We start from the raw sequence: 14,226 nt of genomic DNA, 5'->3' as shown, positions 1-14,226 counted from the left end.
GCCGGCCCGTCAGCCACGGTCGTGCCGCCGCGGTGCCCGCCGTCCCGCCGCCTCCGTGGTCAGCCGGCCGGCGATCCGCCGTCCGTCCGGCCAGCGCACGTCGTACGCCCAGCCCCACCGCTCGAACCGGGCGATGAGCCAGGCCGTCAGGTCCGGCTGGCCCGCCAGGGCGCCGTGCCGGGCGCTGCCGGGGTCGGCGTGGTGGAGGTTGTGCCAGCCCTCGCCGAAGGTCAGCAGCGCCACCCACGGCACGTCCCGGGACTGGTCGCGGGTGCGGTAGTGCCGGGCACCGAAGGCGTGCGCGACGGAGTTGACCGACCAGGTGACATGGTGGACGACGGCGTACCGGACGAGGCTCGCCCAGAAGAACGTGACCAGCGCGCAGTGCCAGTCGTGGGAGACCGCGAGGACCAGAGCGGGCGGCAGGCCGAGGGAGACGGCGGCGGTCACCGGGTAGCAGCGGTCCAGGCGGCGCACGTCCGGGTCGGCGAGCAGATCGGGCGCGTAGCGCGGGTAGTGGGAGCGGACGGGTGAGGAGGAGAACCAGCCGACCTGGGCGTGCCACAGCCCCTTGGCCAGCGCCCGCCGGGTGGTGCCGTACGCCCACGGCGAGTGCGGGTCGCCCTCCCGGTCGGCGTACTGGTGGTGGCGGCGGTGTTCGGCCACCCACATGGTCACCGGGCCCTCCAGGGCGAGGCCGCCCGCGACACCGAGGGCGATCCGCAGCGGCCGTTTCGCCCGGAACGACGTGTGGGTGAAGTGCCGGTGGTAGCCGGCGGTGACGCCCATGATGGACAGCGCGTACATTCCGGCGCCGAGGACCGCGTCGTACCAGCGCGGCCCCCACCCGGCGGCCAGGGCCGCCGGCAGCGCCAGCGCCAGGACGGCGAGGGGGCCCACCACGAGGGTCAGCAGGTAACCGGTGCGCAGCGGCCGGCCGACCGGGACGGTGTCGGGAAGCGGGGACCGCAGGTCCCCCGGGCGTTCGGCGGACGTGGTCACGACGCGCCCTCCGCCAGATGGGGGACCGGTGCCGTCGGGGGAGTGCAGGGGGTCATGTGCGGCGATTATGCGGCAGTCGTACGACCTCACGGCCCAGGCTCGGCGGGCCGCACGGCGGCCGTGCGCGACCTCTACCTGGATGGATGAAGGTGCGGGCCCGCTCGCCCTGGCCGACGATGGGGGCGAGGCCGCGCCCGCGGACGCGGCCCCACCCCTGTCCCCACGTCGTCGAGCCGAGGGAGCGTCGGATGCGAGCGGAGGGCACCGCACCCGGACGGCCCGTGCCGGACGGTCAGGACGTCCAGGAACTGCTGCGCCGGTGCGCGCGGGACGTGGTGGACGTCGCCGAGGGCATCCGCGCGGTGTCCGCACGCACCAGTACCGCCCTGTTCTCCCCGGACCTGGCCGCCTCCGCGCGCCGGCGCCCCCGCACCGGCCTCGCCGCCCGCTGGGCGCTGCTGCGCGCCCTCACCAACAAGCAGGGCCTGGGCGGTTCGGCGATCACGGCCCCGAAGGGCGTGGGCCATGTGCTGGGCGCGGCGGGAGAGGTGCTGGGCCGGGAGAGCCTGGCGGCGCTGGTGGCCGTCGGCTCGCTGCGGCTGCGGATCGCCGCCGTACTCATCGACCACCCCGAGTTCGAGCGCGATCCGGGCATGCGCCGGCTGACGGAGGCCGTCACCGCCGACCGGGACCTGGAGTCGGTGCGGGCCCTGCGGGCACTGTTCCGGGACCAGGGGGCCCAGCGCGCGCTGTCCGGGCTGGCCCCGCTGATGGCCGAACTCCTGGCGATCCGCGCCCTGCTGGACGAGGACCCGCAGAACGACGAGACCGGCTGGGCGCTGGCCGCCGGCCGTGCGCTGTCCGCCGACCCGCTGCACGGCGTCAGCGCCGCCCGGGTCGCGCAGCTGGACAAGGGTGAGGGCGCCGCCGAGGCCGTCGAGCTGACCGACCAGGAGAGGCAGGTCATCGCGCCGGAAGGCTCCTTCCTCGGTTTCCTGCGCAACATCGAGATGCTCTCCACCGACGGCCGGATCCTCGTGCAGAACGTGCGCGGTCCGGACGGTGTCGTCCGTTACGTCGTCCAGGCGCCCGGCATGGCACCGGGCCGCCCCCGCAACGACTCCCCGCAGGACTTCGTCGGTGCCTGGCGCAACCTGTTCCTGACGGACTCGCCGTACACCCGCTCGATCCTCCTCGCCCTGGACGACTACGGCATCCCGCGCGGCGCCGACCTCGCGCTGATCGGGCACAGCGAGGGCGGGATCGCCCTGATGAACCTCGCCCAGGACGAGGAGTTCTGCCGCACCTACCGGGTCACCCACGTCGTCGCCGTCGGCTCCCCGGTCGACAGCAAGAGACCCGCCGACCCGCGCACCTGGGTCGCCAGCATCACCAACCAGCACGACATCGTGCCCGTCCTCGACGGCCGCGGCGCGGGCTCCGCGTTCGACCCGCACCCCGCCTGGTACGAGGTCGACTACATCGGGCCCGGTCACGAGTTCCCGCTCTGCCACATGATCCACGAGTACATCGAGCACCTCAGGACCGTGATCCCCGAGGCCCGGGAGCGCGTCGACGACGCGCTCACCCCCTACCGGGGCCCCGTCGTGCGCACCCAGGCCTACCAGCTCAAGGACCGTGCCAACCCGCCCGAGGGCTACCCCTTCCTCACCCTGCCCACCGCCTCCGTGCCCACCGCGGCCGGCCCGGTCGACGTACCCGTGCGCTACTACGACTCCTCCGCCGCCCACCTGTGCTTCCCCGTCGACGCCGCTACGGCCCGGAGCCTGCTGCCCGACGTCACCTGGCTGGCACCGAGCCGGCTGGGCAGCCGGGCCATGGCGGTGCTCTCGGTGTACGAGCACCGCTGCACCACGATCGGCCCCTACACCGAGATCGTCCTCTCCGTGCTGGTGGACGACCTGTGGCGGCCCAGCCCCTATGACATCGCCCTGGACCTGCTGCGCCGCGTCGACCTGCGCCGCACCGGCCGCTACGTCCTCTCCCTCGCCGTGACCAGCGAGGAGGCCCGGGTCGTCGCCCAGGAGATCTGGGGCCAGCCCGTGCTGCGGGTGACCGCCGAAGCCGATCTGATGGGCCGGGAGATCCGCGCCGGCTCCCCGGACCTCGGCATCACCGTCGGCGGCCGCCTCGGCCGGGGCGTGCCCTGTCCCGAGGCCGACTGGATCCTCTACGGCCGCCGGGGCGGGAGCACGGTGCGTACCCTGGTCCGGGCCCACGGCAGGCTCCGCCTGCACCGCGGCGGCGGAATCGGGCTGCGGCTGGACACCGCGGCGGCCGAGCCCTTCGCCGGGCAGCTGCGCCGGCTCGGTATCGACACGGCCCGGCCGCTGTTCGTCCTGACCTGCCCCCAGTTCATGCTGCACCGCAGCGCCGGCGCCCTCCTGCCCCGCTGACCTCCCCGCACAGCCCGCCCACCGGGAGTACACCATGGTGACCGAGTCCCCCGCAGTGACGCCGTACGACACCCGGCTCCCCGACAGCGCCGGTACGCTGCGGTCGGACGCCGAGCTGATGGAGGAGTACGCGCGACGGCTGCGCGCCGCCGCCGACACGCTCGGCGACTGCCCGGCGGCACCGGAGTGGAGCCGCCCCACCCTGGAACGGCAGGCCGCCGCCTGCACCACGGCGGCGGAACAACTGCGCACCGCCGCGGAGGCGTTGCTCGCGCACGCCCGAGCCGGGGACTGAACCCGGCCGGGCGGCACCGCCGGGCGGCCCCGCCGTTCCCCAGGCGCGGCTCAGCGGGCCGGGGTCCGGATGTCCGCCGCGCTCCGGCCGAGTGACACGAAGTAACGCGTCTTCTCCTCCGGGAGGTTGCGGTGCACCAGGTCGGAGAAGCTGCGCGTCCCGCGGACGATCCGCAGGCCCTCGGGGGAGAAGGTGCCGGGCGTGAACAGGCGGGGCGCCAGCAGTGGGTTGTTCAGCGCCTCGGAGAACGCGTCGACGGAGATGACGCGTTCGAGCAGCCGGCCGAAGACGGCACCGGGCTCCGGCTCCTCGGCGAACAGCCCGACGTACAGGTCGATCGCGTCGACGTCGCCGTACATCTCGAGCAGCGCCTCCTGGATCCGCGGGTCACCGGAGATCTGCCGCGGGTCGGTGACCCGGGGGAAGCCGTAGTAGGCGCGGTAGTCGTTGTACGAGGCCAGCCGCAGGTCGCGGCCCACGGCGACGGCGTGCGCCTCCAGCGGCAGCAGCAGCGCGTCCGTGTTGAACAGGCCGACCTGGCCCGCGGGTTGCCGGGACAGGTCCTCGAACAGCGGGCCGAGGCCCCGGTCCAGGACCAGCTGCCCGTTGGTGACGGTCCGCTCCAGCGGCACCTCACGGCCGCCGAGACCGTACGTGGACGGGACGAGGCTGTGCCAGCGGTAGACCAGGCTGAACTCGATCGTCGCCCAGTTCTCGCGGTGCCAGACCCCGCGGTCGGTGCGGACGGGGTCGAGGACGAACGCGAAGTGGTACGGCGTGATGTGGTTGATGTACTCCTCCAGCATCACCCGGATCATCATCACGATCAGGGTGTTGCGGGTGGTCTGGAAGACGCGCTCGTCGTCCCAGTCCGGATGCGCGTCGGCGAGGACGCCGGCGACCCGGTTGTGCTCGCGCAGGAAGAGGACGTTCATCGCCATCGGCCCGATGTGCGCGTGCGCGCGTTCCCCGCCCCACGCGAACAGCGTGTCCACGTACGTCTCCGGCACCTCCTCGAACCGGACCGGTTTGATCGCCCGGAACTCGTCCGTGATCCGGCCGCCCTCGCACAGGGCGGGCGGGAACTCGGCCCCGCCGATGATCCGGCTCTTCATCCGGCCGCCCTCGAAGGTGCGCAGGCAGGCGGTGACCTCCTCGCGGTCGCCGTACAGCTGGGACATGTCCAGGGTGTGCGGCGAGTCGGTGCGGCGCGGGTCGCCGGTGGCGGCGTGGCCGCGCAGGAAGCCGTCGGTGAACCACTGCGCGAACGCCGGCAGCAGCGCGGTGGACCGGGTGCAGTAGCGGCCCTCGCCCTCCCGCCGGAACAGCTCGGCGACCTTCTCCGGCGCGGGCAGGTCCTTCCGCACGGCGGCCACCGGCGGCAGGTGCCGGCCCACCCAGGAGCGATCGGTCAGGGAGTCCCAGGAGGTGTACGGGGCCTTGGTGCTCAGCGGGTTGGGACGCGGCGGCGCCTTGAGCACGGCCAGGTCGGTGAGGGTGGAGTTGAGCCTGCGGTGCAGCCACCTGCTGCGCTGGGCGGCCCGCCAGACCGGGCCGAAACGGGTCAGCAGACGCGTCTCGAAGCGGTTGCGCACGCCGTCCCTGGACCTGTCCCTGACCCCGGTCCACGGCACGGTCCTGGCCTGGGCTGAGCGAGACGTGACGGTCATGGGTCGTCCTCCGGTCGGTCGCGGGCCGCATCCCCGTGTACGGATCCTGGTGTCGGTCCCGGTGTGCGGATCCTGGTGTCGTCGGGGTGTGCGGGGCGCGGGGCAGGTCCCGTGCGCGGGCCCCGGTGCCGCGTCCCGGTGTCAGGCCGTGGGCACCGCGGTACGCCCGGACCGCACCCGGTAGTGCTGCGGGAACGGGGTGCCCGCGTAGTCCAGGGCGCGTTCACCACCGGGCAGCGGGCGGACACCGGGGCGCAGCAGCACACGCCGCACCAGTTCCGGCACGATCACCCGCGCCGCGTACCGGCCGACGCAGTCGTGGGCGCCGTGACCGAGGACCAGGTTGTGCGCGGGCGGGCGCCCGGGCCGGAACTCGCCGGGCGCGTCCACGACCTCCTCGTCGAACATCGCCGAAGCGAAGCAGGCCAGCACCACGCTCTTGGCCGGGATCACCGTCTGCCGCGCCGTGCCGGCGGCCAGCACGTGCTCGCGTACGCACAGCCGGGGTGTGACCGGCACGAACGGATGGAAGCGCAGCGCCTCCCATACGTAGGCGTCGAAGCGGGCCGGGTCGCCCGCGGCCGCCGCGCGCTCCGCCTCGGCCAGCACGCCGGGGCGTACGGCGAGTTCCTTCAGCGCGGTGGCCGTGCACTGGGTGGCGTTCTGCTGGTAGCCCGTCAGGTAGCCGACCAGGTTGGCGTTGATCCGCTCGTCGTCGAAACCGTACTCGGCGGGCAGCCGGGTGCGCAGCATCCGGCCCAGGACGTCGTCGGGGCCGTCCCCGGGGTCCCCGGCCCGGCGGCGTGCGATCAAGCCGGCCACCGCGTCACGCAGTTCACGTCCGGCGGCCACACCGGCCGCGTGGACCTCCGGGTCGCGGCCGGGATTCACGGCGAACGCCCACTGCATCCGGAGGGTGCAGGAGTGCAGCGTCTCCTCCTCGATGCCGGCGAAGCCCAGATAGGCGGCGGCGACCCGGGCGGCGGCCACGCGGGCGTAGTCCTGGACGAGGTCGAAGGTGTCCGCGTCACCGGCGGTCGCCTCGTCCAGTACCTCGTCGGCGATCCGCGCGGTCAGCTCCCGCACCCGCGGCGCGTCCTCGGCGGCCAGCATGAGCTGCCCGTACCCGCGCTCGCGCCAGTGCACGTCACCGCCGTCCCTGGCGAGGACGAACGGTGCCCCGAGCACGTCCTCCAGTGCCGGCCCGAACACCCCCACGGTGAACGTCCCGGGCGCCGACAGCACCTCCAGGACGTCGGGGTGCCGGGTGACGAACACCCCGACGGGTGTGCCGAACACCGGCCGGTGCGCGCGCAGCTCGGTGAAGAGGGCCGCCCTGCCGGTCGCCATGGCCTCCCGCAGCAGGGCCACCCGCTGCGGGACGTCGTCCTCCGCGATCGCGTCGTACGCGGCGAGAAAGTCCATGACGGCCATTCAGCCACCGGCCGGCGGCCACCGCACCCCGGACCGGCATTCGGGGCAGCGCGGGCGTGCGCGCCGGCGCCGCCCCCCGTCATGATCACCCCAGGGACCGCACGGCGGAGAGGAGCGCACGATGCTGTCGGCGTGGGCCGGGGCTCCGGTGCCCGTCGTCGGCGACACGACCGTGCTCCTCATCGGCACCCTGCACCGGCTCGGCCTGTGCCCCGCCGTCCTGGCCACCGCCGGACTGTGACGGGTGCCCCTGCTGGGCCCGGCCCTCACCCGGGAGGGTTACGTGCCGGTGCACCGGGGCAGCCGCCGTGCCCCGGACGCCCTGCGGCACGCCGCCGACGCGCTCACCGCGGGCCACGACGTGCTGATCCACCCCGAGGGCCGCCCGCCCCGCCACCGCGCCTCCCACGACCGCCTGCCCGGACGGCTGAAGGCCGGTGTCGTCCGGCTCGCCCTGTCCACCGGCGCCCCCGTCGTCCCCGTCGGACACGGCGCCCGCCGCGTCTCCTCCGGCGGCCGTGCCGAACAGCTCACGGGCTGGGTGACGGCCCCCGTGCGCCGCACCCAGTCCACGCGCACATCGGCCCTCCCGTCCGGCTGAACACCTCCGACCGCCCCCCGGACGACCTGGAGACCGCGCTCGCCCGCGCCTGGGCCGACGCGGTCCGCGCCCTGGACGGCGGGCCCGGCGAGGACGGCGCACCCGGCGGGGAGGGCACGCCCGGTGGGGAGAGCATGCCCGGAGGGGAGGCGCATCCGGCGGGGACGGCCACTTGCCCGCCGGGGGGTACTGACCGCCGGGTGGCACTGACCGCGGGGTGGCACTGACCGCCGGGTGGCCCTGGCGTCCCGGCCGCACTGAGGTCCGGGCGGTCCTGGCGTCCATCCGGCTGTGGCCTCCGGCCACCCGCCCCGGCGTCCACCGGCCCGGCCCGATTCGCGCATCCGGGTGGTACCGGTCCCCGTCCTGGGCCGATCGAGTTGCCGCGGCCCGCAACAGCCCCTCACGGCACGGATAATCACGCCTCATGCACCAGGTGAGAGCAGGAGTACGACGGGCCCCGGTCGCCGTCACCGGACTGGGTCTCGTCACCCCGGCGGGCATCGGCAAGGACGCGGCCTGGACGGGCCTGTGCGCCGGGCAGTCCACCGCCGCGGCCGACCCCGGCCTGGACGGACTGCCCGTGGCCTTCTCCTGCCGGGTGCCCGGCCTGGACGCCGCCGGCCTGCTCGGTCACCGGCTCGCCCGCCGGCTCGACCGGTTCACCACCTTCGCGCTGCTCGCCGCCCGCGAGGCCGTCACCGACGCCCGGCTCACCCCGACCGGCTGGGACGGGCCCCGCGTCGGCGTGGTGATGGGCGTAGGCACCGGGTCCATGCAGGGCTGGCAGACCGAGTTCGACCGGCTCGCAGACCATACCCCGCAGCGTGTCTCCCCCCTCGCACTGCCCCGCAGCGTGCCCAACATGGCCGCCGCCGAGATCGCCCTGGACCTCGGCGCGCTCGGCCCCAACATGGTCGTCAGCACCGCCTGCGCGTCCGGCACCAGCGCGATCGGCCTCGCCCGGGACTGGCTGCTGTCCGGCCGGTGCGACCTCGTCCTCGCCGGCGGCAGCGAGTCCGCCCGGCTGCGGATGACCGCAGCCTGCTTCGCCCAGATGCGCGCCCTCTCGCGCCGCTCCGCCGCCCCGCACGCCGCCTCCCGCCCCTTCGACCGCGACCGTGACGGCTTCGTCCTCGGCGAGGGCGCCGCCGTCCTCGTCCTGGAACGCACCGAGGACGCCCGCGCCCGGGGCGTACGGCCCACGGCGCTGCTCGCCGGGTTCGGAGCCTCCTGCGACGCCCACCACTTCACCGCCCCGCACCCCGACGGCGACGGCGCCGCCCGCGCCGTGAGCGGCGCCCTCGCCGACGCCGGACTGGCCCCCGAGGACATCGACCACGTCAACGCGCACGGCACGGCCACCCCGCAGGGCGACGCCGCCGAGCACAACGCGCTGCACCGGGTCTTCCACCGGCCCCCGCCCGTCACCGCCCTGAAGGGCACCATCGGGCACGCCATCGGCGGGGCGGGGGCCATCGAGGCGGCCTGCACCGTCCTCACCCTGCGCCACCAGCTGATCCCGCCCACCGCCAACCTGGACACCCTCGACCCGTCGATGGACCTGGACGTCGTCGCCAAGGTGCCCCGGCCGCACCGCATACGAGCCGCCGTCAGCAACTCCTTCGGCTTCGGCGGCCAGAACGCCGTCCTGGCCTTCACCGCCGTCGACTAACCCGCCCGCGGCCGAGAGAGGCAGCCATGTCCTCGGAGATCTCCGACTCCCCCCTGCCGGCGGCCGGCGGCCGGCGGCCGGTCCTGGCCCACCGGCGAGCAGCTGATGATCGGCGTCTTCGTCGCCGTACCGTCCCTCGCGCTGCTCGCCGCCCTGCCCCTGGCCTGGCGGCACGGCCTCAGCCTCACCGACCTCGCCCTGGCTTTCTACCTGATCAGCGGACTGGGCATCACCGTCGGCTTCCACCGGCACTTCACCCACGGCTCGTTCAAGGCCAGACGGCCGCTCCGCGTCCTCCTCGCCCTGGCCGGCAGCCTCGCCGTGCAGGGCCCGCTCATCATCTGGGTGGCCGACCACCGCAAGCACCACAAGTACTCCGACCGCGACGGGGACCCGCACTCGCCCTGGCGGTACGGCCACTCACCCCGCGCCCTCGCCAAGGGCATGCTCTACGCCCACCTCGGCTGGCTGTTCGAGACCCGGCACACCTTGCCGCTTCAATACGCGCCCGATCTCGTCCGCGACCGCACCCTGATGCTCATCTCCCGGCGCTTCGGGGTCCTGGTCCTCGCCTCCCTCGCCCTGCCCGCCCTGCTCGGCGGCGCACTGACCCGGTCCTGGCACGGTGCGCTCACCGCACTGTTCTGGGCCGGGCTGGTCCGGATCTCGCTGGTCCACCACGTGACCTGGTCCATCAACTCCATCTGCCACGCGACCGGCTCCCGCCCGTTCCGCGGCCGGGACCGCTCCGGCAACGTGTGGTGGCTGGCCCCGCTCTCCTTCGGCGAGTCCTGGCACAACCTCCACCACGCCGACCCCACCAGCGCCCGGCACGGCGTGCTCACCGGCCAGCTGGACGCCGGCGCCCGGCTGATCCGCTGGTTCGAACGGCTCGGCTGGGCCTACGACGTGCGCTGGCCGGACCGCCACCGGATCACGGCGCGGCGCGAGCCGGGGGAGTAGCCCCGGCGCACGGCTCCGGTGACGGGACATGGGGGCCGGTGGGGCGGACTGCCCGTGCCGGCCGGCGAAGCCGCTCCCCGTCCCGGCCGCTCCCCGTCCCGGCCGGGCCCCTCGTCCCGGCCGGCGAGGGGCCCGCTCGTGGTGGCCGGTTCTCGTGGCCCCCGGGTCGGTCCGTGGTCAGTGGCAGCGGGAGGTTGTCGGGGTGTCGTGGCGGTGCCAGACGCTGGTGATCACGCGGCCGTCCGGGAGGGTGTGCCGGGGCGGGCCCTCGTCCCGGACGAAGCCGGCGCGGGCCAGGGCGCGGCGGCTCGCGGTGTTCCCGGTCTCCGCACCCGCCCGGACGGTGGCCAGCCCGACATGGCGGTGGGCCAGTTCGGCGCCCGCGCGGAACAGCTCCGCACCCAGGCCCTGGCCGCGGCAGCCCGGCGCCAGCCAGCCGCCCATCTCGCCCGACCGGTGGTCCAGTTCGAGCGCACCGGCGTAACTGAGGTCGGATCTGCGCACGCACACCAGCAGAAGGGGGTCGTCCGGTCCGGGCGCGTACGGCTCGGCCAGGCCGCGGGGGATCCGGCGGCCGTCGTCCCCGGCCGGCCGCCATGCCAGCAGGTTCCGGCGGGTGCCGGGGCCGGGCACCACCTCGTCCGCCTGGGTGCCGAGCCACCGCTGAGCCTCGGCGTCCGCGCTCGCGGCGAGTGCCGCCACGACGTCCAGTCTGGTCCGGGGAGTGAACAGCAGCAGGCGCTCGGTGGCCAGGACGTGCCGGCCGGGCGCGCACCGCCCCGGCACGGGCAGTCCGCGGGTGGCCGGGCCCCGGCGGAACAGTGACCAGACCATGGAACCCCCGATGCGACGGCACACGCGGCGGACCGGATCCCGTACGGGACACGCGCCGCCGCCGGTGCGGACGATCCGCACCGGCGGTGAATCTAGCGGGTCGCGGGACGGATGCCGTGCCGGGGCCGGCGCGGGACGGGGCGTGGTTCAGCCGGACTGTTCCTGCGAGCCGGGCCTCGGGCGGGTGCGGGTCCAGGACGGGTCGGCGGCCGGGGCAGGGGTGGGGGTGGGGGCGCTGTGGTGCATGGGGGGCTCCTTCGGACGAGTGGGGGACGGTCCGGGGGCGTGACTCCTGGGTGCGGGGGTCAGGCGCGGCCGGACGGCAGTTCCGCCCAGACGACGCGGGCGCGCCGGCCGGGGACGGCCTCCACTCCCCAGTCGTGGCTCAGCGTGCCGACCAGGAGGAGGCCGCGCCCGTGCGGGTCGCCGGGGCCGGGACGGCGGACCGCCGGCAGGGCCGGGCCGCCGTTGGCCTGGTCCTCGACCTCGATGCGCACCCGGTCCGCCGCGTCGGTCAGGCGGCAGCCGATCCACTCGCCGGCCGCGTGCACGAGGGCGTTCGTGACCAGCTCGGAGACCACCAGGACCATGTCGTCCCGGGCGTCCTCCGGCACCCTCCAGGCGGTGAGCAGGTCCCGTACGACATGGCGGGCGGTGCCCACGGCCGCCGGCTCGGCCGGCAGATCGAAGGCGGCGGTGCCGCGGCGGACCGGCGCCGGCGGATCGCAGGCGGCGGTGGCGGGGAGGGGGGCCCCGGGGGCGAGCCGGTCGGGGCCGTCGGGCCCGGGGAGTCGACCGGGGCGCTCGCCTCCGGGGCCGGGGATGCCGGCCGGGGCGGGCAGCCGGCACAGGGACTGCCCGCCGTCCGGTAGCCGGCGCAGGGGTGCCTCGGGGTCCGCCGCCCGGTGTCCGGGCGGCGCCCCGGACAGGAGCAACGGCGCCTGCTTCCAGGGAAGCCGGTCCGGTGTCCGGTCGTCGGGCGGTCGGGGGAGGGAGGGCGGAGCCATCGCCGTGCGCCTTTCGTGGCCTCGCTTGTCGGGGGTTGTCACCGTCGGCCCGGCCACGGAGCGACGGACGGCGCACCGCCTCCGCGGAGACCGTGGTGCGGCCCGTCTCCCCCGAGCCGGCCGCGCCGCCCGCTCCTTGGTCGACCGGAGCGGTGGGCCCACTCTGGCACCTGCCAACAACACCCCGCAACCGCCGAGTTGAAATTTGCAAGTAGCCAAGTGCATGCTGCATCCGCCAGAACGTGATCGAATGAGCTGGGAAACCGATCGCGTACGAACGTGACCCGGGCACCGGACGAGGGGGGTGGGCGTGACCGCGGAGACCGACTGGGGCGGTGCGCCTTCCGTGCTGCGCATGATCCTCGGCAGACAGCTGGAGGAACTGCGCACCCGGGCCGGACTCGGCTACGCCGAGGCGGGGGCGGCGATCGGGGTCAGCCACTCCACGATCCGCCGCATGGAGGCCGCGAAGGTCGCCCGGCTGCGGCTGGCGGACGCCGAGAAACTCCTCCAGGTCTACGGGGTCACCGACCAGGAGGAGATCGACACCTTCCTCCAGTCCGTGCGCGAGGCCAACAAGCGCGGCTGGTGGCACACCTACCGCGATGTCATGCCCGACTGGTTCGCCGCCTATCTCAGCCTGGAACAGGCGGCTCTCCAGATCCGCGTGTACGAGAACCAGTTCGTGCACGGCCTGCTCCAGACCGAGGAGTACGCGCGTGCCCTGCTCACCGCGGCCAACCCGCACGCGTCCGCCGAGGCCACCGAACGCCGGGTCGCGCTGCGCATGCGCCGCCAGGAGGTGCTGGCCCGGCCGGCACCGCCGCGGCTGTGGGTGGTGATGGACGAGACCGTGCTGCGCTGGCCGGTCGGCGGGCCCGAGGTGATGCGCGCGCAGATCGACCACCTCATCGAGGTCAGCCGGCTGCCCCAGGTCACCGTGCAGCTCATGCCGTTCCGCAACGGCCCCCATCCCGCCCTGCGGGCCGGCGCCTTCCACCTGTTCCGCTTCCGGGCCCGCGAACTGCCCGACATCGCCTACCTCAGCGGACTCGTCGGGGCGGTCTACCTCGACAAGGCCGAGGACGTCGTGGTGTACCGGGAGGCCCTGGACCGGCTGGGCGCGCAGGCCGCGCCCGCGCGGAAGACCGAGGACCTGCTCGGCGCGCTGCGCGAGGAGCTGTGATCCGACCCGTGACGCGATTCCCCGCCCCCCGCAGACCCACCGACCGAATGGGAGACACGGCGTTGCCCGACAACGGATGGCCGGCCGACCGGATCGACACCGAGAACGCCCACTCCGCCCGGATCTACGACTACATACTCGGCGGCAAGGACTACTATCCCGCCGACCAGGAGGCCGGGGACGCGATGTCCCGGGAGTGGCCCGCGCTCCCGGTGCACATGCGCGCCAACCGCGACTTCATGACCCGTGCCGTGCGCTGGCTCGCCGAGGAGGCGGGCGTGCGCCAGTTCCTGGACATCGGCACCGGCATCCCCACCTCGCCCAACCTGCACGAGATCGCCCAGGCCGTGGCCCCCGGGTCCCGGGTCGTGTACGCCGACAACGACCCGATCGTCCTCACCCTCTCCCAGGGCCTGCTCGCGAGCGCCCCGGAGGGCCGGACCTCGTACATCGAGGCCGACTTCCGTGACCCGTCCGCCATCCTGGACGCCCCCGAGCTGCGCGAGACCCTGGATCTGAGCAGGCCCGTCGCGCTCACGGTCATCGCGATCGTCCACTTCATGCTGGACGAGGACGACGCGGTCGGTGTCGTCCGCCGGCTGCTGGAACCGCTGCCGTCCGGCAGCTATCTGGCGATGTCCATCGGCACCGCCGAGTTCGCGCCCGAGGAGGTGGGCCGCGTCGCCCGCGAGTACGCGGCCCGCAACATGCCGATGCGGCTGCGCACCCTGGACGAGGCCCACGCGTTCTTCGAGGGCCTGGAACTGGTCGAGCCGGGCATCGTCCAGGTGCACAAGTGGCACCCCGACGGCACCGGCGAGAAGGGCATCCGGGACGAGGACATCGCGATGTACGGCGCGGTCGCCCGCAAGCCGTGACAGACCCGGGGCCGGGGTCCGACCCACCTCCCGGACCCCGGTCCCGCCCCGCCCGTACGACGGGCCGGGTGGGCGCCCGGGCGACACCGTGAGCCCCTCCGTACGTCACCCGTGACACCCGCACGCGCAGGCACCGCCGCCGCGCCGGCCGTCCACCGCGCGGTCGTGGTCCGGCGCCGCCGCGCGACCCCCGGGAGATGGCCGGAACTGATCGCCGAGCGTCGGAACCGGACCGCGGGAAACGAGGTCTTACGGTCCGTCGAC

The 14,226-nt window shown here is 74.8% G+C and carries 11 protein-coding genes and 1 pseudogene; 7 read left to right on the top strand and 5 right to left on the bottom strand.

The genetic code is table 11. The features are described 5' to 3' along the window. Window positions 1-9 precede the first annotated feature (9 nt). The gene (locus tag ABZ117_RS20765) at window positions 10-1,002 is read right to left on the bottom strand and encodes an acyl-CoA desaturase (protein WP_356822750.1); all 993 of its coding nucleotides are present in this window, start codon (window positions 1,000-1,002) and stop codon (window positions 10-12) included. Between the two features lie 248 nt (window positions 1,003-1,250). Between ABZ117_RS20765 and ABZ117_RS20760 the strand changes: the two genes are divergently transcribed. Continuing rightward, a complete protein-coding gene (locus tag ABZ117_RS20760) occupies window positions 1,251-3,419 on the top strand; it encodes an acetoacetate decarboxylase family protein (RefSeq protein ID WP_356822748.1) in 2,169 nt (722 codons plus the stop codon). A 34-nt stretch (window positions 3,420-3,453) separates the two neighbouring features. Beyond that, window positions 3,454-3,714 (top strand): hypothetical protein, encoded by a 261-nt coding sequence (locus tag ABZ117_RS20755; protein ID WP_356822746.1) that lies wholly within the window; start codon window positions 3,454-3,456, stop codon window positions 3,712-3,714. A 50-nt stretch (window positions 3,715-3,764) separates the two neighbouring features. On the opposite strand, the gene ABZ117_RS20750 is transcribed toward ABZ117_RS20755, so the two are convergent. Further along, window positions 3,765-5,384, bottom strand: coding sequence for a peroxidase family protein (locus tag ABZ117_RS20750; RefSeq protein ID WP_356822744.1), 1,620 nt, complete (start codon window positions 5,382-5,384; stop codon window positions 3,765-3,767). Between the two features lie 141 nt (window positions 5,385-5,525). Then, a complete protein-coding gene (locus tag ABZ117_RS20745; RefSeq protein ID WP_356822742.1) occupies window positions 5,526-6,809 on the bottom strand; it encodes a cytochrome P450 in 1,284 nt (427 codons plus the stop codon). 253 nt (window positions 6,810-7,062) lie between these two features. On the opposite strand from ABZ117_RS20745, the gene ABZ117_RS20740 reads away from it, so the two are divergent. From ABZ117_RS20740 to ABZ117_RS20730, 3 genes and pseudogenes are all read left to right on the top strand, one after another. Beyond that, on the top strand, window positions 7,063-7,419 hold the full coding sequence (locus ABZ117_RS20740) for a lysophospholipid acyltransferase family protein (RefSeq protein ID WP_356822740.1): 357 nt from the start codon (window positions 7,063-7,065) through the stop codon (window positions 7,417-7,419). Window positions 7,420-7,846: 427 nt separating this feature from the next. Next, window positions 7,847-9,094: a beta-ketoacyl-[acyl-carrier-protein] synthase family protein gene (locus ABZ117_RS20735; RefSeq protein WP_356822738.1), complete on the top strand. Its 1,248-nt coding sequence runs from the start codon at window positions 7,847-7,849 to the stop codon at window positions 9,092-9,094. Window positions 9,095-9,184: 90 nt separating this feature from the next. Continuing rightward, a pseudogene (locus tag ABZ117_RS20730) lies at window positions 9,185-10,057 on the top strand (acyl-CoA desaturase); the annotation flags it as partial. Between the two features lie 177 nt (window positions 10,058-10,234). Here the strand turns inward: ABZ117_RS20730 and ABZ117_RS20725 are convergent. Continuing rightward, the gene (locus ABZ117_RS20725) at window positions 10,235-10,891 is read right to left on the bottom strand and encodes a GNAT family protein (RefSeq protein WP_356822736.1); all 657 of its coding nucleotides are present in this window, start codon (window positions 10,889-10,891) and stop codon (window positions 10,235-10,237) included. A gap of 305 nt (window positions 10,892-11,196) precedes the next feature. Then, window positions 11,197-11,898, bottom strand: a complete 702-nt coding sequence (locus ABZ117_RS20720; protein WP_356822735.1) for an ATP-binding protein — start codon at window positions 11,896-11,898, stop codon at window positions 11,197-11,199. Window positions 11,899-12,208: 310 nt separating this feature from the next. Between ABZ117_RS20720 and ABZ117_RS20715 the strand changes: the two genes are divergently transcribed. Together ABZ117_RS20715 and ABZ117_RS20710 are read left to right on the top strand one after the other, a co-directional pair. Further along, window positions 12,209-13,084, top strand: coding sequence for a helix-turn-helix transcriptional regulator (locus ABZ117_RS20715; protein ID WP_356822733.1), 876 nt, complete (start codon window positions 12,209-12,211; stop codon window positions 13,082-13,084). A 62-nt stretch (window positions 13,085-13,146) separates the two neighbouring features. After that, window positions 13,147-13,962, top strand: coding sequence for an SAM-dependent methyltransferase (locus ABZ117_RS20710; protein ID WP_356822731.1), 816 nt, complete (start codon window positions 13,147-13,149; stop codon window positions 13,960-13,962). Window positions 13,963-14,226: the final 264 nt, after the last annotated feature.

Origin of the sequence: Streptomyces sp. NPDC006309, assembly GCF_040613095.1 — a bacterium.
GTDB lineage: Bacteria > Actinomycetota > Actinomycetes > Streptomycetales > Streptomycetaceae > Streptomyces.
Note: the sequence above shows the minus strand (reverse complement) of the source record. Positions and strands in the feature narration are given on the sequence as shown.